We start from the raw sequence: 22,208 nt of genomic DNA on the forward strand, positions 1-22,208 counted from the left end.
TCCACTCTTAGTATTCTACAAGGTTTGACAAAGTCAGAAGGTGAAACTCATTAAGTGTTACTAATGAAATAAGATAATGTTTTCTATTTAATGAGAAGTTCACAAGATTGTAACGTAAATAAACCCCATCATGTTACCCCTCTCCTATCAACAAACCTATCAAACCTTTTTTAATCTGCTCAAACAGTTGGAGGAAATGCTCAATGCAGAGGCTGATTATGAGGAATTGAAAGCTGGATTTTCAAAACTCCAACAGCAATTTCAACAGGAGATTATGGCTTTAACAGGAGAAGACCTAACAGGAGAAATTTTTTCTCAGTGGCAATCTTCTCAAACTGAAATTCACCGCACTATGCGCTTATTGCAAACAGATATGATGTTTCTACAAACCTCACGGAATCCAGAAACGTCTCAACAACGTTTAGCAACTGTGCGCGATCGCGTGGAAAAGTTGATTCAGTTTACCGCCAGTTTTACTGAGAAAGATTCTTAAATTGAGGTTTCCTTCATATTAACAAATGTTTATGGCTAGTTGCATCTCTAGTTGATATTACAATGATGATAGTGCCTTCAATTAAGAATTAAAAGTGGTGAAATCTCTTCAGAATCAAGTCGTATTAGTAACAGGGGCAACTCGTGGCATTGGTAAAGGGATTGCCATTGGCTTAGGAGAAGCTGGCGCAACTGTTTATATTACTGGGCGTACCCTTGGCAATGAGGAAACTCCCTCGCAAACAGGAACGCTTTTAGAAACAAAAACTGCTGTGGAAGAAGCAGGAGGCATTTGTATTCCTGTACAGGTGGATCATAGTGATGATGAACAAATTAAACAGCTATTTACCCAAATTGAACAGGAACAAAACGGGCAATTAGACCTCTTAGTGAATAATGTCTTCGCTGGAGTACAACCCCTTGCCCAGGCCTCAGGAACACCGTTTTGGCAACATGATCCGAGTCTGTGGGATGCTGTGAACCAAGTGGGACTCCGTAGCCATTATGTTAGCAGTATTTTTGCCGCTCGTTTGATGAGTAAACGGAAACAGGGCTTAATTTGTACCATTTCTTCTTGGGGGGGAATGTCGTATATTTTTGGGGCTGCTTATGGCGTGGGAAAAGCGGGCTGCGATCGTCTTGCCGCGGATATGGCAGTGGAATTAAAATCAGAGAATATTACTTCGGTCTCCTTGTGGCCAGGGATTGTGGGAACTGAGCAAATTTCACAGTTAATTCAAGAAAGTAATTCAGAAAATCCTACGTTGCGCGATCGATACAATTGGGAAAGTCCTTTATTTGTGGGGCGAGTGATTGCCGCTTTCGTTGCCCAACCAAACCCCTTAAAATTGACTGGAAAGGTGCAAATTGTTGCTGAATTAGCTAAACGTTATAAAGTTGTTGATCAAGAAGGAAAGCGTCCTGCTTCACTGCGATCGCTGAAATTTATTCTTCCCTCAGCCCTTCCTTTTTTAAGACAATATGCTTGGCTAATTCCTGATTTAAAAGTCCCTTGGTTTCTATTACTATGGAAAGTGCTTCCTTCACCTAAAATTTAATCTGATGACAGAATTAAATCAAGCAACCGTTTTAATTACAGGGGCAAGTGGTGGCTTTGGTCAACAATTTACACGACAGCTTTTAAAGGCTGGCAGTCATTTAATTTTAACTGATTTAGATGCTGAAAAGTTAGAAGAACAAGTAGCTGCGCTTGAAACTGAAATCAAAACAGGGAAAGTGATCGCTTGTTGGGGAATTGATTTATCAACTGAAAACGGCTGTCAAACCCTCTACGATCGCGCTCAGGAATTAAACCTCCCAATTGACATTTTAATCAATAATGCTGGCATAGCAATTTATGGTCGCATGGATGAAGTTCCCTCTCAGAAATGGGAAACGTTAATGCAAATTAATCTCCTCACGCCTATGCGTCTCAGTTCTTTATTTATTGCAGATATGATTGCTCGAAAACAGGGGCATATTGTCAATATTTCTTCTCTCGCGGGACATATTGCCCCTGCAGGATTAGCCCATTATGCTGCTAGTAAATTTGGGTTGCGTGGCTTTACTGAAGGACTATTTAATGAAGTAAAACGATATAATATTAAGGTAACAGGGGTTTATCCCTTTTTTAGTCGCACTCCCCTACTGCAAGCAGAAAGATATGGCACACTTGCTTACGAAATAACCAGAGTTGCTGATGAAACGGCAACGGATCCTGAACAAGTAATTGCTAAAGTGATTCAAGGAATTAAAAATAATCAGTTGCATATCTTTCCAGATCGTCGCGCAAAAGTTTTTTCTTTATTAAAACAATATATTCCGAGCTTAGTTAACTGGAGACTTAATCAAGTTAAGCCAAAAAATGAATAACACAAAACAGAAGCAACTAATTATCGGTGCAGGATTTGTGGGATTAGGCATTGCCCAAGGTCTAAAAGCAGCAGAAATTTCTTATGATCAAGTAGATGCAAGTGATGAAATTGGCGGAAATTGGTATCACGGCGTTTATGAAACGGCTCATATTATCTCCTCCAAAAAAGTAACACAGTTTACCCATTTTCCCATGCCTGATCATTATCCCGACTTCCCTAGTGCCAAGCAAATGTGGGAGTATTTAAATGCCTTTGCCGATCATTTTCAGTTACGAGAAAACATTGAGTTAAAGCGAAAAGTCGTTGATGTACGACCCATAGAAAATAATCTTTGGCAAGTCACCTTTGCTAATGAAGAAACCAGAATTTATAAAGGAGTAATCTTATGTAATGGTCATCATTGGTGCAAGCGTTTTCCTGAACTACCCGGAGAATTTAACGGAAAAATTATCCATTCTAAAGACTATAAAAAACCTGAACAATTAAAAGGTCAACGGGTATTAGTAATTGGCGGTGGCAATTCTGGCTGTGATTTGGCGGCAGAAGCCGCGCGAGTGGCAGAAAAAAGTGTTCTTAGTCTCCGTGATTCTGTGTGGTTTATTCCCAAAACCTTTCTCGGTAAGCCAGTGGTTGATTTAATTCGTGGTTGGATGCCAGAGTGGTTGCAACGTCTTCTTGCTTATAGTATTGTTCGCATCACTTTTGGCAAACATGAGGATTATGGAATGCCAAAACCGCAGCATCAAATTTTTGAGAAACATCCTACCGTCAATAGTGAAGTCCCCTATTATATTAAGCATGGTCGTATTACCCCGAAGCCTGAAGTTAAAAAAATAGAGGGTGATGAGGTTATTTTTGTAGATGACACGCGAGAAAAAATTGATCTCATTGTTTGCGCTACAGGTTATTATGTTGCCTATCCCTTTTTGCCCCCAGAATTACAACGAGTGAAAGGAGCAGTGGTGCAATGCTATGGCGGTTGTTTTCTAGACGATTATAAAGGATTAGCTTATGTAGGATGGGGACAAGCTAGAGGGGGAGTGGGTTCTGTGATAGCAGCCTATGCCCCTGTATTTGCCCGTTTATTGAAACTTCAAGATGAAATTAATGTTCCCCTTGGTCGGGTTTTTAAGGCGATGGGACAGTCATTACCAAAAACTCATTTAAGTGATCCTCATAAGGTATTTCGACAGTTAAAATTATTGAATTTGATGTTCCCTTGGTTTAGAAGAAAAGCCCATCAGGTGGATAAACAAGACCCTAATTTTCAAAATCAATGTTTAGTTCCTGAGAAAGAAAGCGTTAAGGAGTGGCAATAATCTTTAAAATGCGATCAAAATCGTGCCACTCGCCAACAATCTGGCGCACTGGCTCAGGATATAATCGAACTAAAGTGGGGGTAGCTGAAATTTGATTTAATTCTGCCTGTTCTGGATACTTTTTAATATCAACCACTTTTAAGGTATAAGAATCGCTTAATTTTTGCTCTAATAACCGATGTAGGGTGGTTAGGGCTTCAGTAGTGCTTTGCGAGTGACCCGAAATAAATAATCTTAAAATGTATCCCCGAGAAGATGAAGAATTATCGGTATTAACAATAGTATCCTTCTGAAGGGAGTTAAAATTAACTATCAAATTATGATTTTCCCACAGTTCAGGAAATTGCTTGTAATACGTTTCAATAATCCCAGGATCACTATACTGCTCTTGCCAAGGTAGGACGCTCCATGTTGCCTCCTTCAACGCAAAAATGGCATTTAGAAGAGGCTGATAGCGCTTCACAAGAGGATAAACTTCACAACAACTTTGTATCTCTCCTGTTTTGGGATCTAACCATTGATCTATAGTCGCTGTATAACTGGGAACTAAAAAATGAGGAGATGCACTTAGCCCTAATAACTCTTGTAGGCTTTCGCAAAGATCAAGATGCCAACGTTTTTCCTTGTCAACATCCAGACCATAAATGACATCACCTCCAGGAGTAAATAAAGCAATCCCTTTATAGGCTTGACTCATTGTTAGCCACTATATTCGACCTCTTAACATTTGTGCCATTTCATTAGGAGATGGTGACCATTCTAGGGCAGTTTCTTCGCTGATGCGTCCTTCTTGATACAAGTTAAACAGAGATTGATTCATGGTAATCATCCCATCATATTCTCCATCAACCATCAACTCGTTAATTTCATCATACTTCCCGTCACGCACATATTCCTTAACGGTTTCAGTATTAATCATAATGTCATGGAAGGCAGCCCGTTTTCCATCGATAGTCCGACATAAGCCCTGAGAAATAACGGAAACAAGAGACTCAGCAAGGGCAACTCGCATTGAGGGTTGTTCTTCTGGGGTGTAGAGGCTTAAAATCCGTTCAATGGTTTTAACAGCACTATTGGTGTGTAACGTTCCAAATACCACGTGACCAGTTTGGGCAGCTTTTAGGGCTGTGTTCACCGTTTCGCGATCGCGCATCTCCCCAATTAAAATAATATCTGGATCTTCCCTTAAAGAGGCTTTCAGAGCTTTATCAAACTCTAGGGTATGAATACCAACTTCCCGTTGTCGAATTAAGGCTTTCTTACTTTGGTGAACAAACTCAATGGGATCTTCAATGGTGATCAAATGCTTTGGCATCTCTTGATTGATATAATCCACCATTGCGGCTAAAGTAGTGGATTTCCCAGAACCAGTGGGGCCAGTTACTAACACTAATCCTTTATGATAATGACAAATGTCTTTAAATACCGAAGGAAGGCGCAACTCTTCTAGAGTAAGAATTTTTAAGGGAATCAGGCGTAACACCATCGCTGGCCCATTGAGAGAATCAAACACATTAATTCTGACGCGGGCAAAATCATATTGAGCCGCCCCATCAAATTCTAAATGCCTCTGAAACTTCTCCACTTCTTCTTCGGAGAGAATCTCATGCAACCAACTCATAAAGGTATTATGGTCAGTTTTAGGATAATTAGAATAATCAATTTCCCCTCGATTACGAAAGCGTGGAATTTCGCCTACACCCAAGTGAATATCAGAAAAGCCATCTTCGTAGGCTTTGTTGACAATTTGGAATAACGTCGGTTGTCCCTGGGAGGGAGAGGGTTTTCTCACTTCAGGAAAAGCAGGAGTACGCCTAGAACTTTTTTCTGGTGAAGCTTTTGCCTGATTCGGTCTTGTTTTCTGCTGACTATTATTAGTTTGGCGAGTAACTTCCGAAGCAGAAGACTGAGTTACCTCTTGTTGTGGTCGTTTAGGACTTTTGGGAGGTGGTGGCGGGGGAGTCGGACGAGATTGCGGTTGTTGAGCCATAGTTAAATTAGCTTTCTGTTGAACTCTTCCTCACTATTTTGGCATTTTTAGCAACATCTTAGCTGGGCTCTCTCAGTTTCCGTTAACAGCCCCCTCTTTAATCTTAGATTAAGATTTAAGTCCTACTAATTTTTCACTTAATTCCCATAAGCGTTCTGCTTTAGCTTCATCACTAGCCTCTGGGGACATTTCTTGCACAAAAGACTTGCGGTCTTTTTTCTGACGATTTCCCCAACTCCAATAAGCTCCAGATTGATTATATTCAGGATCTTTGACCACTGCAGCTACTCGTTTGCCAGCTTCTTCTTCTGAGATATACCCTCCTGTAATTTTCTTTTGGAACCAAGGAAAGATTTTCTGGAAGAGGGAATAATGATTACGGAAAAGTGGACTTTCTGCTACACAACCTGGATAAAGAGAATTAAAGGTAATCCCTGTTTGATCGTGATAACGTCGGTGTAACTCTCTCATAGTGAGAACATTACAGAGTTTGCTGTCTTTGTAGGCTTTACCTGGCTTAAATTTCTTGCCATTAATCATGCTGATTGGGGGCTTAAAGCCTTCTTCAAATCCTTTGAGATCCCCTAAATCGGGAGGGGCTGGAATTGGGATTTTACCCCCTAATTCTTTGCGGTTTGCCGTAACTGTTCCTAAAATGACCACTCGGGGATTCGGAGACGAAGATTGTTTTAAATCTTCTAAGAGTAAATTACATAGTAGAAAATGCCCGAGATGATTGGTTGCTACTGTTAATTCATAACCATCAGGGTTACGCTTCGGCTCTTTTAAGATTGGCATATAAACCGCTGCGTTACAAACTAGAGCATCAAGGGATTTTCCAGTTTGTCGAAAGCTGTTAACAAATTCTCGGACACTATCAAAATTGGCAAGATCAATGGGGATAATTGTGTAACGATCTTTTGGAATCCCTACCTCTTGGGCGGCGTTTTCAGTTTTCTCAATATTCCGACATGCCATTACAAGATCCCATTGGTCAGTGTCGGCGAGAGCTTTGGCGGTATATAACCCCACCCCGGACGAAGCGCCAGTAATTATTACTGTTGAGCGTTGATTGTCTGCCATGTTCTACTAACTTCATTCACTAATCATGCTTCTTTCATAATTAGCAAGGAATTGTTATCAATGGACAATTGCTTTAACTATTTGTTACGTCCCCTTCTGTTTAGGGATTGCCAAACTGGTCACTGCCTACTTTACGCGTCACAATAAAAGAAAGTAAATTTATGTTAATCAGTTTTGTCAGCAATGGTGTTAGCAAAAACAGAAGTCTCTGGAGCCGGGTTAGACTATGATGTGGTAATTGTTGGAGGCAATCTCACTAGCCTGACCTTAGCGGTGACTTTGCAACAGAGTCATTTACGGGTAGCAATTGTGGAAGCAACTCCTCTTGAGATCGTGGCAAGTCGCGATCGCGCTTATGCCCTTTCTATTTTTTCCGCAGAAATCTTGAAAGCCTTAGGAGTGTGGGAAGATATCTCTCCAAAGATTGGAAAATTTCGCCAAATTCGCCTCACTGATTGTGATTTTCCCCAGGCTGTTACGTTTAACCGAGAAGACATTAACCATGAGTATGTGGGCTATGCTGCAGAACATTATGTATTACACCAGGCCCTGGCCCAGAAATTAGGAAACGGAGTCACTTGGTTTTGCCCCGCCAAATTGGAGACGATTCAGCACTATTCCCATTACGTTAGCCTAAGTGTTGATCAAGGAGGAGAGCAAAAAACGATTACGACTCGCTTAATTGTTGGCGCAGATGGAGCGCGATCGCGCGTTCGAGAAACTGCTGGCATTAAAACTTTCGGTTGGAAGTATTGGCAATCTTGTGTGACCACAGTATTCCGCCACAGCACTGAGCCTAATGATACCGCTTTTGAGCGATTTTGGCACACTGGCCCGATGGGGATTCTTCCGCTTCCCGATAATCGGTGTCAAGTTGTCTGGACTGCTCCCCATGCCGAAGCCCAACGCCTGCAAGCTATGGCTGAAGAACAGTTTGTAGAAAAACTCACCGCTCGCATCGGCGGTTTCTTAAAAGATATTACTTTGCTCAAAGATCGCTTAGTCTTTCCGGTACAACTGATGCAAAGTCGGGAATATGTGCGACCGAATCTAGCATTAATTGGCGATGCTGCCCATCGTTGCCATCCGGTGGGAGGACAAGGCTTAAACTTAGGAATTCGTGACGCAGCAGTATTAGGAGAAATTTTAATTCAAAGCAGCGATCGCGCTGAACACATTGGCGATATCCAAGTTTTAAGGCGCTATCAACAATGGCGAAAAGATGAAAACCTTGCCATTTTAGGGATTACTGACATCTTAGATCGTAGCTTCTCTAATGATTTTCCACCGATGGTTTTAACCCGTCGTACTGGAATCTGGATGTTAGATAATCTTCCTCCAGTGAAACGCTTGGCTCTAGAGATTATGACAGGATTAAAAGGAAAAAAACCACAACTGGTAAGTCGTTAGCAAAGCAATGATCAGGAAAACCGTAAATAATGCATTAGCTGAGAGGTCAAGTCAGAATTTAAGCCTAACCGTTGATGAAAATCAGCTAAATTGCAATAAGTTCCATAATGTTGCCGATTTTGAACCACAGTTTCTGCAAAAGCCTGATCAAAAAAAGGAAGACGGGCTAACTCTTCAGCAGTGGCAGTATTCACATTAAGCGATGGGGGCGCAATTTCGGGATCACTCTCAGTGAAACAAAAGCTCAAAATAGGAGCTAATGGTTCTAAGCGTTGCACAGGAATATTTAAAGCAGCTGCAATATCTTCCAGAGAATAAAATTGCACCCCTGTTGCAGTTAAAGCCGTGAGAGTTTGGGCTTGACGAATAGAAAACCCAGGCAGACGCAACCAATCATCAACAGTGGCTGTATTAACATCAATAGTGATATTTAAAGACTGCGCGATCGCGACTTCTTCTAAAGACTGAAAGCGATAATAGGGATTATTACGAATTTTTTGACGTAAAGACAATTTACGGAAATAGCCAGTCATAGTTTACTTCGACAACTTTCCCATCAGTTGACGACGTTGTTGTTCAAACTCATATTCGGAAAGCAACCCATCCGCCCGTAATTCATCCAACTTACGAATTGCCTCTGTGGTTTGGGCAACCAATTTTGGATCACTAGCAAATTCACCACTAAAACGCCCTTGAAATTCAGCCTCTGATTGCAAAAAATACCACATTGCTTCCAAACCGCTAGCCACTTGGGCAACTCCCAAATAAGAAAAAAACCAAAAGTCATTGAGAGGCTGTGGAGTTAAGATAACTGAGATCAACAGATAAAACAATCCCCAACGATATTGGCGCAAATAAAACTTATGGAAACCAGCGATCGGACTTATTGCCCCAACCACAGCTAAAATCACCGCTATTTTTTGATTTTTTTCTTCACCGAAAAACATTTCTAATTCTAATACCACCTCTTAAAAGCGATGCTGTTACTTTGATCATACGGCAAACCGAATTGTCTGGTGAGTTTCACTTCCCTTAAAATTAAAGGTAAGTAATAAAATAAAATCTTAAGAAGCCGTTATCGTTATGGGTATTTTTGATTCAGAGGTTGTCCAACAAGAAGCCAAACAACTATTTGAGGATTATCAATCTTTAATGGAACTCGGTAGCAAATATGGCAAATTTGACTACGAGGGAAAAAAGCTCTATATCGAGCGCATGGAGGAACTGCTAGAACGCTATAAAATTTTTATGAAGCGTTTTGAACTCTCAGAAGACTTCATGGCGCAAATGACAGTAGAGCAACTCAAAAGCCAACTTGGGCAGTTTGGAATGACCCCCCAACAAATGTTTGACCAAATGCACCAAACCCTTGAACGGATGAAAAAAGAACTTCATTCTTAGCATGAGGGCTGAGAATCCTACGACTACAATTTTAATTTAGTCGGTAGATGAATCAGGGATTTATTCTGGCTCTGGTCGTTCATATTCACTTGGGTGAGAAAACTCTTGTACAGGTTCATTTTCCAATGCTTTCTCCATAAACTGTCGCCAAACTGGGGCAGCATACTCACCGCCAGTTGCGCCTCTTGTCAGGGGGCGATTATCATCATTACCAATCCAAACCGCTGTTGCCATCTGTGGCACATAACCGACAAACCAAACATCTTTGGCGGCATCAGTTGTTCCTGTTTTCCCTGCCACTGGACGACCAAGTTGCGCTCTAGTTCCAGTTCCAGAACTTACTGCCTCTTGTAGAACATTATTCACAGACGCAGTCGCCCACTCATCTAAAACCAATTCAGGTTCAGGTCGATTATCTAACAGCACATTTCCCTCACTATCAGTCACACGCACAATAAAAGTCGGATCCGAATGCCAACCATTATTAGCCAGGGTTGCATAAGCCCCTGCCATTTCTAGTGGCGTGACCCCAATTGAACCAAGGGGAAGGGAAGTCACTGGTTGTAACGGGCTTCTAATCCCTAAATCTTGAGCAACAGAAATAACATTATCTAACCCTACCTCTTGACCGAGTTTAACGGCTGGAATATTTCGAGATTGAGTCAGAGATCGTCGCAGGCTCATTGTCCCCTCAAATCCCCCGCCGTAATTGCGAGGACGATAAACCCCTGAACCATCGCGATAACTAACAGGACTGTCATCGATGGACGACTCTGGAGTATAGCGACCACTGGCAAAAGCACTATAGTAAACGAAGGGCTTAAATGCTGAACCGGGCTGACGACGAGATTGTAAGGCGCGATTAAATTGACTCTGATCATAATCGACACTTCCCACCATAGCTTTTACAAAGTGGGTACGAGGATCAACCGCAACAATGGAAACTTGATCGGCTCTTAACCCCCGATTAACTAAATTTTGATGCGCTTCTTTGACAGTTTCCTCTGCCATTTGCTGGAAAAAGAGATCAATGCTGGTTTGTACCCGTAATCCTCCTTCTAAAAGGGCTTCTTCTCCAAATTTTTCTCTTAACTCGGCTTTAACTGCCTCTGTAACCGCAGGTAATTGACTTTGTTCCCAAGAGGTGGGCTTTCCAACTAAGAGAGGCTCATTATAAACATCCTCAGCAATTTGGGGGGTAATCCAGCCCAACTCTTCCATACGACTGAGAACGGAGCGTTGTCGGCGCTTGGTTTCAGAGTAATTGGCAAAAGGACTATATTGTTCTGGGGCTTGAATTAACCCTGCCATCATCGTGGCTTCAGCTAAGTTCAATTCTGAGGCAGATTTCTGGAAATAACTTTCGGCAGCGGTTTCTACCCCATAGTTATTATGTCCCCAATAAATTGTATTGAGGTACATTTCTAAAATTTCGTCCTTACTAAAAACCTGTTCTAATCGAACGGCTAATACGGCTTCAGCAAGTTTACGACTAAAGGTACGATCAGGAGAGAGAAACACATTTTTCACTAACTGCATAGTAATTGTGGATCCTCCCTCTGTGATGTGTCCACTTTGCAAATTTGCCACCAGCGCCCGAGCCACACTTTGGGGGTTAACCCCTTGATGTTCATAAAAATGGCTATCTTCGATGGCAAGAACCGCTTGCTTTAATTCAGGGGAAACTTCATCAAGTTCCACCACTTCGCGATTGGCTTCACCATGGAGTCGCGTTAAGAGGCGACCTTTGATATCGTAAATATAGCTGGTTTCTGTGGGAGAATAATTTTGTAGAAGTCTAACATCAGGCAAATTGCGAAAACTTAGGGCAATCCCGACTAATCCCCCTGTTACTACTGAACCAGCAAGAACGCTTACGCCAATAACCGTTAAGGTAGCAAATTTCCCAACGCCTTGGACAAATTGGAGGGTTTCTTGCTTCAGGGATGGGGATTGGCTTTGGTCTTGCCGAATAGTTGGATTCGACACGGTTTTTATTTCCTCTCACTTGCAGTGAACATTCGTAACTTTTTTTGATTTTGACATTAAGGTTACGATTTTGGCTACAATTTTCGCGAAAATTACGCAAATTTTTGAGCCAAGCCTTATAAACTTAAAGATTTACAGGTGAGTAGATTTGCAATTATGAATGATGTAAAAGGTTACTGGAATAATGGAAGCAAAAATTAAAACAATTCCCCTCGCTCGGCTTTCTTCAGGGGATGACCTCACATTACAAGTATATCAATTTTTCGGAAACCCATCGGGAAAAAAGGTTTATATTCAAGCTAATTTACATGGGGCGGAAATTGTTGGCAATGTTGTCATTAGACAATTAATGAGTTGGCTACAGTCTTTAGATAGAGGGCAATTATGGGGAGAGGTTTGGTTGCTGCCAGCTTGTAACCCCTTAGGAATGAATCAGCGATCGCATTTTTTCAGCTCTGGTCGCTATAATCCCTATGATGGTAAAGATTGGAATCGCATTTTTGGGGTGGAGGAAGATGGGGAGCGCGCTACTTTTGCCCAAAAATACCTCAATAGCTCCCAAGATACCATTTATCACGCTTATTTAGACCACCTTAAATCTCAGCTAAACAACGCCCAATCATTTCAAACTTCTGGTACTTCCTATGGGGTAAAATATGGCAATCTCTTACAAAGTTTATGCTTAGATGCTGATATTGTCATTGATCTCCATAGTTCTAGCAATGAAGGGATCAACTATTTATTCACCTTTCCCAAGCAAGATGAGAGTGCGAAGGCTTTTCTCTTAGATGTGGGGCTAGTGGTTCAACAACCTGGGGGTTACACCTTTGATGAGGCATTTCTCAAGCCTTGGCTTTCTCTAGAAGAAACTTTTGCTCAACTTGGCCGTTCCCTTAATTTTAATTTAGAGTCATGGACTTTAGAGTTAGGCGGTGGGATGACAGCAAACCCTCAATCTGTCGAAAAAGGGGTAACAGGAATTAAAAACTATTTAGCCCAAAAAGGAGTGGTGAACGTTTCCGATTTTCCCTTACCTGAAACCAAGGATCATCATATTTATTTAGCTGATAAAAGCCAATTGAAAAAATATTATGCAACAACTGGAGGCATCATTGAAACTTATCCCCCTCTTAGAACTCCAGTTAAAGCAGGGGCTTCTCTTTATCAAATTTTAGAAATGAATAAAAAAGAACATTCACCCCAACTAATGACAGTAACAGCTGAGGAATCTGGATTTATTTTTGATGTGGGAAAAAATCAAGCTGTGAATGAAGGAGAATACGTTTTATCAGTATTAGAAACAGGAGACAATTATGATGCATGAAATTGGACAAATTCCTGTTGCTCCTCCTGAGTTTAAGTCAGGATTTATTGGGATTATTGGGCGACCAAATGTAGGAAAATCTACCTTAATGAATCAATTTGTAGGGGAGAAAGTTGCTATCACTTCTCCCATTGCCCAAACCACTCGTAATCGTCTTCGAGGAATTTTAACAACAGAAACAGCGCAATTCATTTTTGTGGATACTCCTGGGATTCATAAGCCTCACCATGAATTAGGAAAAGTTATTGTTAAAAATGCTCAAAGTACGATTAATGCGGTAGATGTCATACTATTTGTAGTAGATGCGTCTAGTATGGCTGGAGGCGGCGATCGCTATATTTTAGAATTGCTAAAAAAGACAAATCTTCCTATTATTGTGGCAGCAAATAAAGTCGATTTAGTGACTCAGGAAAAACGGGAAAAATACCGCAAAAGTTATCAAGAGCTTATTTCAGAAGATAACTGGAACTATCACGAAATTTCGGCACTAAATGGGACGGGGTTAGAAGAATTACAAGCTGATTTAATGGCTCATTTAGAAGTTGGCCCCTACTATTATCCCCCTGATTTAGTGAGTGATCAACCTGAGCGATTAATTATGGCAGAGTTGATTCGGGAGCAAATTTTAAAACATACCAGAGAAGAAGTTCCCCATTCAGTTGCAATTGTCATTGATCGGGTTGAAGAAGACAATGATTTAACTAGCATTATGGCAACGATTAATGTAGAACGCACCTCTCAAAAAGGCATTTTAATCGGAAAAAAAGGCACGATGCTCAAACAAATTGGCACCGCTGCCCGTGCAGAAATGCAAAAATTGATCGCAGGAAAAGTGTATCTTGAATTATTTGTCAGGGTGCAAAATAAATGGCGAGAGTCAGCAAGACAAGTGGCTGATTTTGGCTATTTTCAAGAAGATTAATTTTGTCCTGTGTTATTTGTCCTTTGTCCTTCGTCCTTCGTCCTTTGTAAGCCAATAACCAATGACTAATAACTAATGACTAATGACTAATAATCATCAGATAGTCGTACTCGTACTGATTCACTATGGGAATGTAATCCCTCAGCAGCGGCTAGAGTTTGAATGGCTTTTGAGACTTTTTCTAACCCTGTGTGCGAGTAGGAAATTAAGCTAGAATGTTTCATAAAGGTTTCTACGCCTAGAGCAGAGGCATAACGGGCTGCGCCAGAGGTAGGAAGGGTGTGATTAGGCCCAGCAAGATAATCTCCTACAGCTTCTGGTGTGGCATGACCTAAGAAAATTGCTCCTGCGTGTCGAATCAGTCGTAATAATTCCCAAGGGTCTTCTACTTCTAATTCTAAGTGTTCGGGAGCAAAGAGATTAGATAGTTCTGTTGCTTCTAGAAGGGAGTTAACCACTACAATTACCCCATAATGCGCGATCGCTTTTTCGGTGAGGGTGCGACGAGGATGATTGGCTAGTTGCTGTTCCACCTCTTTTTGCACTTTTTGGGCAAGGCTTTCATCAGTGGTTAATAAAATGGCGGCTGCCATGGGATCATGTTCGGCTTGGGCTAACAGATCTGTGGCAACGTAGGTGGGATTTGCTTGGTGATCAGCAATAATTAAGACTTCTGAGGGCCCAGCAAGGGAATCAATGCCCACCGTCCCATAAACCATTTTCTTGGCAAGGGTGACATAAAGATTGCCAGGGCCAGTAATGACATCCACTTGGGGAATCGTTTCTGTGCCATAAGCTAACGCCGCGATCGCGTGAGCCCCTCCGACTCGATAAATTTCCTCAATTCCCGCTTCTTGGGCTGCCACTAAAACAGCAGAATTCACTTTTCCATCCGGCATAGGAGGAGTCATCATCACCCGCCTTTCCACCCCAGCCACTTTAGCAGGGACAGCGTTCATCAGGACAGTACTCGGATAAGCGGCTCGCCCCCCTGGAACATATAAGCCAGCGCAATCCACAGCATTGTAGCGTTTCCCTAAAACGGTTTCGTTATCTCCAAACTGAACCCAAGACTGGGGCTTCCGCTGCTGATGGAAAGCCTCAATTTGCTCACGAGCAAGGGCGATAGCATCAATAAGATCTTTAGAAACTTGTTGATAAGCGGCATCAAGTTCTGACCCATTGACCCGTAATTTATCTGCGGTGAGAGTCAGTTTGTCAAACTTCTCGGTATAGTCGAGTAGTGCTTGATCCCCTTGGTTTTTTACAGTTGATAAAATCTCTCGCACTGCCTCCTCTTGACCGACCACTTGTTGATCGTGAGTACGACGAGAAATTCTTTGCAGTTCAGTTGTTGCTTCCGTGACTTGGTTAATAATCCGCAACATGGAGTCAAAATACCCCTCTAAGCGACTACCTCGTTCATCGTTCGACCCTGAGTCAGGGGCTGGGAAAACTGATGAAACGATGGTATGGTTTAAATTGCCCAGCTTTTATCTTCTAGCTTAACCTGAATTTTACTGAACTTCCGTTTCCAAAATGAAAAACAAATGTTATATTCGCAGTTGGGGGATGATATTATAAAATTTCATTTTTAATTTCTAGCAAATTTGTCAAATTGGATGTTACAATCATATTTCCGACATCTTACAATAGCTAGGTGGCGGGATTAAATTAGTCGTTAACTTTATTATTCTTTGAAGGATAACCGTGGCCAATATTAAATCCGCAAAGAAGCGTATTCAAATCGCAGAACGCAATCGCCTGCACAACCGCTCCTACCAATCAGCGGTAAAAACCCTAATGAAAAAATACTTTGCAGCTGTAAAGGAGTACGCATCAGAGCCAACTCCTGAAAAAGAGAAAGTTGTCAATGATGCTATGTCTGCTGCTTACAGTAAAATTGATAAAGCTGTGAAGGTAAAAGCCCTTCATCGCAATAATGGGGCAAGGAAAAAAGCGCGTTTAGCCAAAGCTCTTAAATCCATCAGTTCCTAGTTAAGTTCCCTCTGGCTAAGAGGGAAGAACTGGGAGTTCGTTTAGAAACAATCAGTAAGAGGTTAAGCAGCACAGATTGGTAATGCAGCTAATTGATACCCATGTTCACATCAACTTTGATGTTTTTAAATCCGATTTGGAGGCATTGAAGTCCCGTTGGGAAGAACAAGGGGTGGTACAGCTGGTACATTCTTGTGTAGAGCCGCAAGAATTTGACCAAATTAGCGTGATCGCAGATAAATTCCCTGAAGTATCATTTGCGGTTGGTCTGCACCCCTTAGAAGCCCAAAAATGGACGACCCAACTGGGTCAAGAAATTGAAACTAGGGCTAAATCTGATTCCCGAGTGGTTGCCATTGGGGAAACAGGTTTGGACTTTTATAAAGCAGAAAATCAAGAGCAACAAAAAACTGCTTTTTGGGAACAACTCGCGATCGCGCAAAGACTTAATAAACCCGTAATTATTCATTGTCGAGACGCAACGGAGGGCTTAGTTGAGGTTATTCGTCAATTTCAGCAAGAAAGAGGATCAGTTTCAGGAGTAATGCACTGTTGGGCTGGAACTCCTGATCAAACTCGCGCCTGTCTAGATTTAGGATTTTACATCAGCTTTAGTGGCATTGTTACCTTTAAGAACGCCAAATCAGTACAAGAATCAGCAAAAATTGTTCCCAATGATCGCCTATTAATAGAAACTGACTGTCCTTTTCTTGCCCCTGTTCCCAATCGAGGAAAAAGAAATGAACCAAGCTATGTACGCTATGTGGCTGAAGCCGTGGCTACCCTTAGAAACACCCCCTTAGAAACCCTTGCTAAAACCACTACTGAAAATGCTCGTCAACTGTTTTTTCTGCCAACAATTCCTGAGCCTGTAGTATCCTAGCTCCTAACCTCTCTACAGGTTAATCATTGCCCTTGCCAACGTCAAGATATTTAAGATTAATTAATGAGTAATTTATCCACCACCCTCCTACCCGACTTAATCGAGATTCAACGCTCCAGTTTCCGTTGGTTTTTAGAAAAAGGACTCATTGAAGAACTCGAAAGTTTTTCTCCTATTTCTGACTATACGGGAAAACTAGAACTGCGTTTTATTCCCGAGAATTTTAAGCTCAAACCCCCCAAATATGATGTGGATGAAGCCAAACGGCGAGATAGTAGCTACTCAGTTCAAATGTATGTTCCGACTCGCCTCATCTTTAAAGAAACAGGGGAAATTAAAGAACAAGAAGTTTTTATTGGGGAACTTCCCCTGATGACTGAGCGAGGAACCTTCATCATTAATGGTGCTGAACGAGTGATTGTTAATCAAATTGTTCGTTCTCCTGGGGTGTATTATAAGCCTGAAACTGATAAAAATAATCGTCGGACTTATTCAGCCTCTCTTATTCCCAATCGTGGGGCTTGGTTAAAATTTGAAACCGATAAAAATGATTTAGTGTGGGTTCGCATTGACAAAACCCGTAAACTCAGCGCCCAAGTTCTTCTCAAAGCCATTGGCTTGCAAGATAACGAAATTACTGATGGGTTACGCCATCCTGATTATTATCAGAAAACCTTAGACAAAGAAGGAAATCCTACAGAAGAAGAAGCCCTCCTCGAACTGTATCGCAAACTTCGTCCCGGTGAACCGCCAACCGTTAGCGGTGGTCACCAGTTATTAGAATCCCGCTTTTTTGATCCCAAACGCTATGACTTAGGGCGAGTTGGTCGCCATAAACTCAATCACAAACTCAACTTAAACACCCCAGAATCCGTCCGTGTGTTAACCCCACAGGACATTTTATCGGCCATTGATTATCTCATTAACTTAGAATTTGACCTTGGTAGCACTGATGATATTGACCACTTGGGGAACCGTCGGGTGCGTTCTGTGGGGGAATTACTGCAAAACCAAGTACGAGTGGGATTAAACCGCTTAGAACGGATTATTCGGGAACGAATGACAGTTTCAGAGTCAGATAACTTAACCCCTGTTTCTTTGGTCAATCCGAAACCTCTAGTAGCGGCGATTAAGGAGTTCTTTGGGTCATCTCAGCTTTCCCAATTTATGGATCAAACCAATCCCCTAGCGGAGTTAACTCACAAACGGCGGATTAGTGCCTTAGGGCCAGGAGGATTAAGCCGTGAAAGAGCAGGATTTGCGGTGCGTGATATTCATCCTTCCCACTATGGGCGAATTTGCCCTGTAGAAACGCCAGAGGGGCCAAACTGTGGATTAATGGGGTCTTTGGCAACCTGTGCGCGAGTGAATGAATTTGGGTTTATTGCCACGCCCTATTATCCCGTAGAAAATGGCAAAGTATTGCGCGATCGCGATCCAGTTTATCTCACCGCCGACGAAGAAGACGACAAACGAGTTGCCCCCGGGGATATTGCCACGGACGAAGAAGGGAATATCTTAGGAGATACTGTTGCAGTTCGCTATCGCCAAGAATTTACCACCACTAGCCCGAAAGAAGTGGATTATGTTGCCATTTCTCCCCTGCAAATTGTTTCTGTGGCAACTTCGCTCATTCCTTTCCTAGAACATGACGATGCCAACCGCGCCCTAATGGGTTCTAATATGCAGCGTCAAGCTGTTCCCATTTTGCGCCCAGAACGTTCCCTAGTTGGGACAGGGTTAGAAGCACAAACCGCCCGCGACTCAGGAATGGTAGTAGTCTCGCGGACTTATGGCATTGTTGACTATGTGGATGCGACGGTAGTGCGGATCAAAGTCACTGCCCCTCCTGATGCTGATAGCTCAGACGAGGAAGAAGAACGCATTCTAGAATATCCCCTGCAAAAGTATCAACGTTCTAACCAAGACACCTGTCTCAACCAACGCCCCCTCGTTTATGCAGGAGAAGAAGTTGTCCCCGGACAAGTTTTAGCTGATGGTTCAGCAACCGAAGGAGGAGAAATTGCTCTCGGTCAAAATGTCCTCATTGCCTATATGCCCTGGGAAGGTTACAACTACGAAGACGCAATTCTGGTTAGTGAGCGTTTAGTCCAAGACGACGTTTACACCAGCATTCACATTGAAAAGTACGAAATAGAAGCTCGTCAAACCAAACTTGGGCCCGAAGAAATTACCCGCGAAATTCCCAACGTTGGAGAAGATGCCCTACGACAACTCGATGAACAAGGCATTATTCGAGTCGGGGCTTGGGTCGAAGCTGGGGACATCCTCGTCGGGAAAGTCACCCCGAAAGGAGAATCAGATCAACCTCCAGAAGAAAAACTGCTCCGTGCCATTTTTGGAGAAAAAGCGCGAGATGTGCGTGATAACTCCCTGCGTGTTCCCAACGGGGAAAAAGGGCGTGTGGTTGATGTGCGAGTCTTTACCCGTGAACAAGGAGACGAACTCCCTCCGGGGGCAAATATGGTTGTCCGTTGCTATGTTGCCGAAAAACGGAAACTACAGGTGGGAGATAAAATGGCTGGACGACATGGGAATAAAGGAATTATCTCTCGCATTCTCCCCGTAGAAGATATGCCCTATCTCCCCGATGGTCGCCCCATTGATCTCGCCCTCAACCCTCTCGGTGTTCCTTCTCGGATGAACGTGGGACAAGTTTTTGAATGTCTTTTAGGGTGGGCAGGAGAAAACCTCAATGCCCGCTTTAAGCTCACTCCCTTTGACGAAATGTATGGGGAACAAGCCTCCCGTGATACGGTAGAAGCCAAACTAAAAGAAGCGGCAGCCCGTCCTGGCAAAGACTGGATTTATGAAGAAAATAACCCTGGGCGACTACAACTATATGATGGACGCACTGGTGAGCCCTTTGACCGTCCCATCACCGTTGGACAGGCTTATATGTTGAAGCTGGTTCACCTTGTGGATAACAAAATTCATGCGCGTTCCACTGGCCCTTATTCCTTGGTTACTCAGCAACCCTTGGGTGGTAAAGCCCAACAAGGCGGTCAACGCTTTGGGGAAATGGAAGTGTGGGCACTGGAAGCCTACGGAGCCGCTTATACCCTGCAAGAATTGCTCACTGTCAAATCTGACGATATGCAGGGACGAAATGAGGCTCTCAATGCCATTGTGAAAGGACAACCGATTCCTCGTCCGGGAACGCCCGAATCCTTTAAGGTACTCATGCGAGAATTACAATCCTTAGGATTAGATATCTCTATTCATCGCATTGATACCAAAGACGATGGAACCAGTGAGCACTCTGAAGTTGACCTAATGGCAGACAGTGAGCGTCGTCGCACTCCTTCTCGACCCACTTATGAATCTCTCAATCGCGATGACATTATGCCAGAGTTACAAGAGACAGAAAGTTCTGAAAACAGTGACAGTGAAGAGGCAGAAACCCCAACAGAAGTAACTAATTAAAAATTATCCATCCTCATCTCAGCCCCTAAGTTTTGTAACGAGAGTAATAAAACTGGGGGGCTTCCTCTCTCGTCAATTGCCCATAACTAAGTGTCAGGACAAGATAATGGTACAGAATAACGAACAGAAATTTGACTACGTTAAAATTAGCATCGCTTCTCCAGATCGGATTCGGGAATGGGGAGAACGCAACCTTCCCAATGGTCAAGTTGTAGGAGAAGTAACCAAGCCTGAGACAATTAATTATCGCACCTTAAAGCCTGAAATGGATGGGCTATTTTGTGAGCGTATCTTTGGTCCGGCAAAAGATTGGGAATGTCATTGTGGCAAATATAAACGAGTACGCCATCGTGGCATTGTCTGTGAACGCTGTGGAGTAGAAGTCACTGAATCTCGAGTCCGTCGTCATCGCATGGGGTATATTAAGCTGGCAGCTGCTGTCACTCATGTGTGGTACCTCAAAGGAATTCCCAGTTATTTGAGTATTCTTTTAGATATGCCGCTACGTGATGTAGAGCAAATTGTCTATTTTAATTCCTATGTGGTGTTAGAACCGGGCAATGCTGGAAATTTAAGTTATAAGCAATTACTCAGCGAGGAACAGTGGTTAGAAATTGAAGACCAACTGTTTGCAGAAGATACGGAATTAATGGGAGTTGAAGTAGGAATTGGGGCGGAAGCCATCCAACGACTCTTACAAGACCTCAATTTACAAGAAGAAGCAGAGAAGCTCAGAGAAGAAATTTCTGGGTCAAAAGGGCAAAAACGAGCTAAGCTCATTAAACGCTTACGAGTAGTGGATCACTTTATTGCCACTGGGGCTTCTCCCGATTGGATGATTTTAAGTTATATCCCAGTGATTCCTCCAGACTTGCGTCCGATGGTGCAGTTAGATGGCGGACGCTTTGCCACTTCTGACTTAAATGATCTGTATCGACGGGTAATTAATCGGAATAATCGTCTCGCTCGCTTACAAGAAATTCTTGCCCCTGAAATTATTGTCCGTAATGAAAAACGGATGTTACAAGAGGCAGTAGATGCCTTAATTGATAATGGTCGTCGTGGTCGAACTGTTGTCGGAGCCAACAACCGCCCCTTAAAATCTCTCTCAGATATTATTGAAGGAAAACAAGGGCGTTTTCGACAAAACCTTTTAGGAAAACGAGTAGATTATTCGGGACGTTCGGTAATTGTAGTTGGCCCCAACCTCAAAATGCATCAATGTGGCTTACCGCGAGAAATGGCAATTGAGCTATTTCAGCCTTTTGTCATTCACCGCTTAATTCGGAATAATGTGGTAAGCAATATTAAATCGGCAAAAAAGAAAATTCAACAAAGTGACCCTGCCGTGTGGGAAGTTCTAGAAGAAGTCATTGCTGGACACCCAGTGATGTTAAACCGCGCTCCCACGCTCCACCGTTTAGGGATTCAAGCCTTTGAACCAATTTTAGTAGAAGGGCGAGCCATTCAATTACATCCTTTAGTTTGCCCTGCTTTTAACGCTGACTTTGATGGTGACCAAATGGCAGTTCACGTTCCCCTCTCTCTAGAAGCCCAATCAGAAGCACGACTCCTGATGCTAGCGAGTCATAATATTCTGTCTCCTGCAACGGGAACACCAATTGTTGTGCCTTCTCAGGATATGGTATTAGGGTCTTATTATTTAACTGCCGATGATCCATCAGTCCCCTCTCAAGATAAGCAATATTATGCCAACTTAGAGGATGTGTTGCGAGCTTATGAACATGGCTATCTTGACCTTCATGCCTACATTTGGGTTCGTTTTGAAGGAAAGGTGGAAGATCCCACAGAAGCTGAGCCGGTGGAAGAAGAAACCCGCGAGGATGGAACCGTGACTAAACTGTATCCCAATCGTCGGGTTCGAGAAACAGCATCGGGAGAGATAATTACTCAGTATGTTCGCACCACTCCAGGGCGAGTTATCTATAACAAAACTGTTCAGGATGCGTTATTAGGTAATACCTGGGCAAATGCTTAGGTTAAGCAATAACTCATCTTCCTCTCTTTGATAACCAATAACCAACCAGCAATAACAAATAACAATGAGTGATAAGC

Annotated in this window: 19 protein-coding genes; 12 read left to right on the forward strand and 7 right to left on the reverse strand. The window is 42.6% G+C overall.

All coding sequences use genetic code 11. The features are described from left to right. Positions 1 to 130: 130 nt before the first annotated feature. The 4 genes from patD to FRE64_RS10710 all read left to right on the forward strand — a co-directional run bounded on the left by patD (position 131) and on the right by FRE64_RS10710 (position 3,685). Entirely contained in the window at positions 131 to 493 is a 363-nt protein-coding gene (gene patD / locus FRE64_RS10695; RefSeq protein WP_146296080.1) for a heterocyst frequency control protein PatD, read from the forward strand. 97 nt (positions 494 to 590) lie between these two features. Further along, on the forward strand, positions 591 to 1,550 hold the full coding sequence (locus FRE64_RS10700) for an SDR family NAD(P)-dependent oxidoreductase (RefSeq protein WP_146296082.1): 960 nt from the start codon (positions 591 to 593) through the stop codon (positions 1,548 to 1,550). A gap of 4 nt (positions 1,551 to 1,554) precedes the next feature. Beyond that, entirely contained in the window at positions 1,555 to 2,364 is an 810-nt protein-coding gene (locus FRE64_RS10705; protein WP_146296084.1) for an SDR family NAD(P)-dependent oxidoreductase, read from the forward strand. After that, complete coding sequence (locus FRE64_RS10710; RefSeq protein ID WP_146296085.1) at positions 2,357 to 3,685, forward strand: flavin-containing monooxygenase; 1,329 nt, start codon at positions 2,357 to 2,359, stop codon at positions 3,683 to 3,685. Before FRE64_RS10705 ends, FRE64_RS10710 begins: the two co-directional genes overlap by 8 nt. Here the strand turns inward: FRE64_RS10710 and FRE64_RS10715 are convergent. The 3 genes from FRE64_RS10715 to FRE64_RS10725 form a co-directional block, all read right to left on the reverse strand. Further along, the gene (locus FRE64_RS10715; RefSeq protein ID WP_146296087.1) at positions 3,669 to 4,382 is read right to left on the reverse strand and encodes a circadian clock KaiB family protein; all 714 of its coding nucleotides are present in this window, start codon (positions 4,380 to 4,382) and stop codon (positions 3,669 to 3,671) included. The two genes, FRE64_RS10710 and FRE64_RS10715, sit on opposite strands and share 17 nt — an antisense overlap. Before the next feature lie 9 nt (positions 4,383 to 4,391). Then, positions 4,392 to 5,675 (reverse strand): type IV pilus twitching motility protein PilT, encoded by a 1,284-nt coding sequence (locus FRE64_RS10720; RefSeq protein ID WP_146296089.1) that lies wholly within the window; start codon positions 5,673 to 5,675, stop codon positions 4,392 to 4,394. A 108-nt stretch (positions 5,676 to 5,783) separates the two neighbouring features. Next, entirely contained in the window at positions 5,784 to 6,758 is a 975-nt protein-coding gene (locus FRE64_RS10725; RefSeq protein ID WP_146296091.1) for a protochlorophyllide reductase, read from the reverse strand. 183 nt (positions 6,759 to 6,941) lie between these two features. Here FRE64_RS10725 and FRE64_RS10730 point away from each other — a divergent pair, with 183 nt between their 5' ends. Further along, complete coding sequence (locus FRE64_RS10730; RefSeq protein ID WP_146296093.1) at positions 6,942 to 8,168, forward strand: FAD-dependent hydroxylase; 1,227 nt, start codon at positions 6,942 to 6,944, stop codon at positions 8,166 to 8,168. An 11-nt stretch (positions 8,169 to 8,179) separates the two neighbouring features. Here FRE64_RS10730 and FRE64_RS10735 read toward each other — a convergent pair whose 3' ends face one another. Further along, positions 8,180 to 8,701, reverse strand: coding sequence for a helix-hairpin-helix domain-containing protein (locus tag FRE64_RS10735; protein WP_146296095.1), 522 nt, complete (start codon positions 8,699 to 8,701; stop codon positions 8,180 to 8,182). A 3-nt stretch (positions 8,702 to 8,704) separates the two neighbouring features. Then, complete coding sequence (locus FRE64_RS10740) at positions 8,705 to 9,133, reverse strand: SHOCT domain-containing protein (RefSeq protein WP_246140286.1); 429 nt, start codon at positions 9,131 to 9,133, stop codon at positions 8,705 to 8,707. 118 nt (positions 9,134 to 9,251) lie between these two features. Here FRE64_RS10740 and FRE64_RS10745 point away from each other — a divergent pair, with 118 nt between their 5' ends. Next, positions 9,252 to 9,569: a DUF1825 family protein gene (locus FRE64_RS10745; RefSeq protein ID WP_146296096.1), complete on the forward strand. Its 318-nt coding sequence runs from the start codon at positions 9,252 to 9,254 to the stop codon at positions 9,567 to 9,569. A 60-nt stretch (positions 9,570 to 9,629) separates the two neighbouring features. Here the strand turns inward: FRE64_RS10745 and FRE64_RS10750 are convergent, their stop codons facing one another. Continuing rightward, a complete protein-coding gene (locus FRE64_RS10750) occupies positions 9,630 to 11,558 on the reverse strand; it encodes a transglycosylase domain-containing protein (RefSeq protein ID WP_146296098.1) in 1,929 nt (642 codons plus the stop codon). Between the two features lie 184 nt (positions 11,559 to 11,742). Here FRE64_RS10750 and FRE64_RS10755 point away from each other — a divergent pair, with 184 nt between their 5' ends. Together FRE64_RS10755 and era are read left to right on the forward strand one after the other, a co-directional pair. Beyond that, a complete protein-coding gene (locus FRE64_RS10755) occupies positions 11,743 to 12,882 on the forward strand; it encodes a succinylglutamate desuccinylase/aspartoacylase family protein (protein ID WP_146296100.1) in 1,140 nt (379 codons plus the stop codon). Continuing rightward, complete coding sequence (gene era, locus FRE64_RS10760; RefSeq protein ID WP_146296102.1) at positions 12,872 to 13,804, forward strand: GTPase Era; 933 nt, start codon at positions 12,872 to 12,874, stop codon at positions 13,802 to 13,804. The genes FRE64_RS10755 and era overlap by 11 nt, the downstream gene beginning before the upstream one ends. A gap of 86 nt (positions 13,805 to 13,890) precedes the next feature. On the opposite strand, the gene hisD is transcribed toward era, so the two are convergent. Continuing rightward, the gene (gene hisD / locus FRE64_RS10765) at positions 13,891 to 15,192 is read right to left on the reverse strand and encodes a histidinol dehydrogenase (RefSeq protein ID WP_146296104.1); all 1,302 of its coding nucleotides are present in this window, start codon (positions 15,190 to 15,192) and stop codon (positions 13,891 to 13,893) included. A gap of 322 nt (positions 15,193 to 15,514) precedes the next feature. On the opposite strand from hisD, the gene rpsT reads away from it, so the two are divergent. The 4 genes from rpsT (at position 15,515) to FRE64_RS18095 (ending at position 22,131) form a co-directional block, all read left to right on the forward strand. Continuing rightward, positions 15,515 to 15,802, forward strand: a complete 288-nt coding sequence (gene rpsT / locus FRE64_RS10770) for a 30S ribosomal protein S20 (protein ID WP_146296106.1) — start codon at positions 15,515 to 15,517, stop codon at positions 15,800 to 15,802. 82 nt (positions 15,803 to 15,884) lie between these two features. Beyond that, a complete protein-coding gene (locus tag FRE64_RS10775) occupies positions 15,885 to 16,685 on the forward strand; it encodes a TatD family hydrolase (protein ID WP_146296108.1) in 801 nt (266 codons plus the stop codon). 63 nt (positions 16,686 to 16,748) lie between these two features. After that, positions 16,749 to 20,132: a DNA-directed RNA polymerase subunit beta gene (rpoB, locus tag FRE64_RS10780; protein WP_146296110.1), complete on the forward strand. Its 3,384-nt coding sequence runs from the start codon at positions 16,749 to 16,751 to the stop codon at positions 20,130 to 20,132. A 106-nt stretch (positions 20,133 to 20,238) separates the two neighbouring features. Beyond that, a complete protein-coding gene (locus FRE64_RS18095) occupies positions 20,239 to 22,131 on the forward strand; it encodes a DNA-directed RNA polymerase subunit gamma (protein ID WP_146296112.1) in 1,893 nt (630 codons plus the stop codon). The last annotated feature ends 77 nt before the right edge of the window (positions 22,132 to 22,208 follow it).

The organism is Euhalothece natronophila Z-M001 (genome assembly GCF_007904085.1).
In the GTDB taxonomy this organism is placed as follows: Bacteria; Cyanobacteriota; Cyanobacteriia; order Cyanobacteriales; family Rubidibacteraceae; genus Halothece; species Halothece natronophila.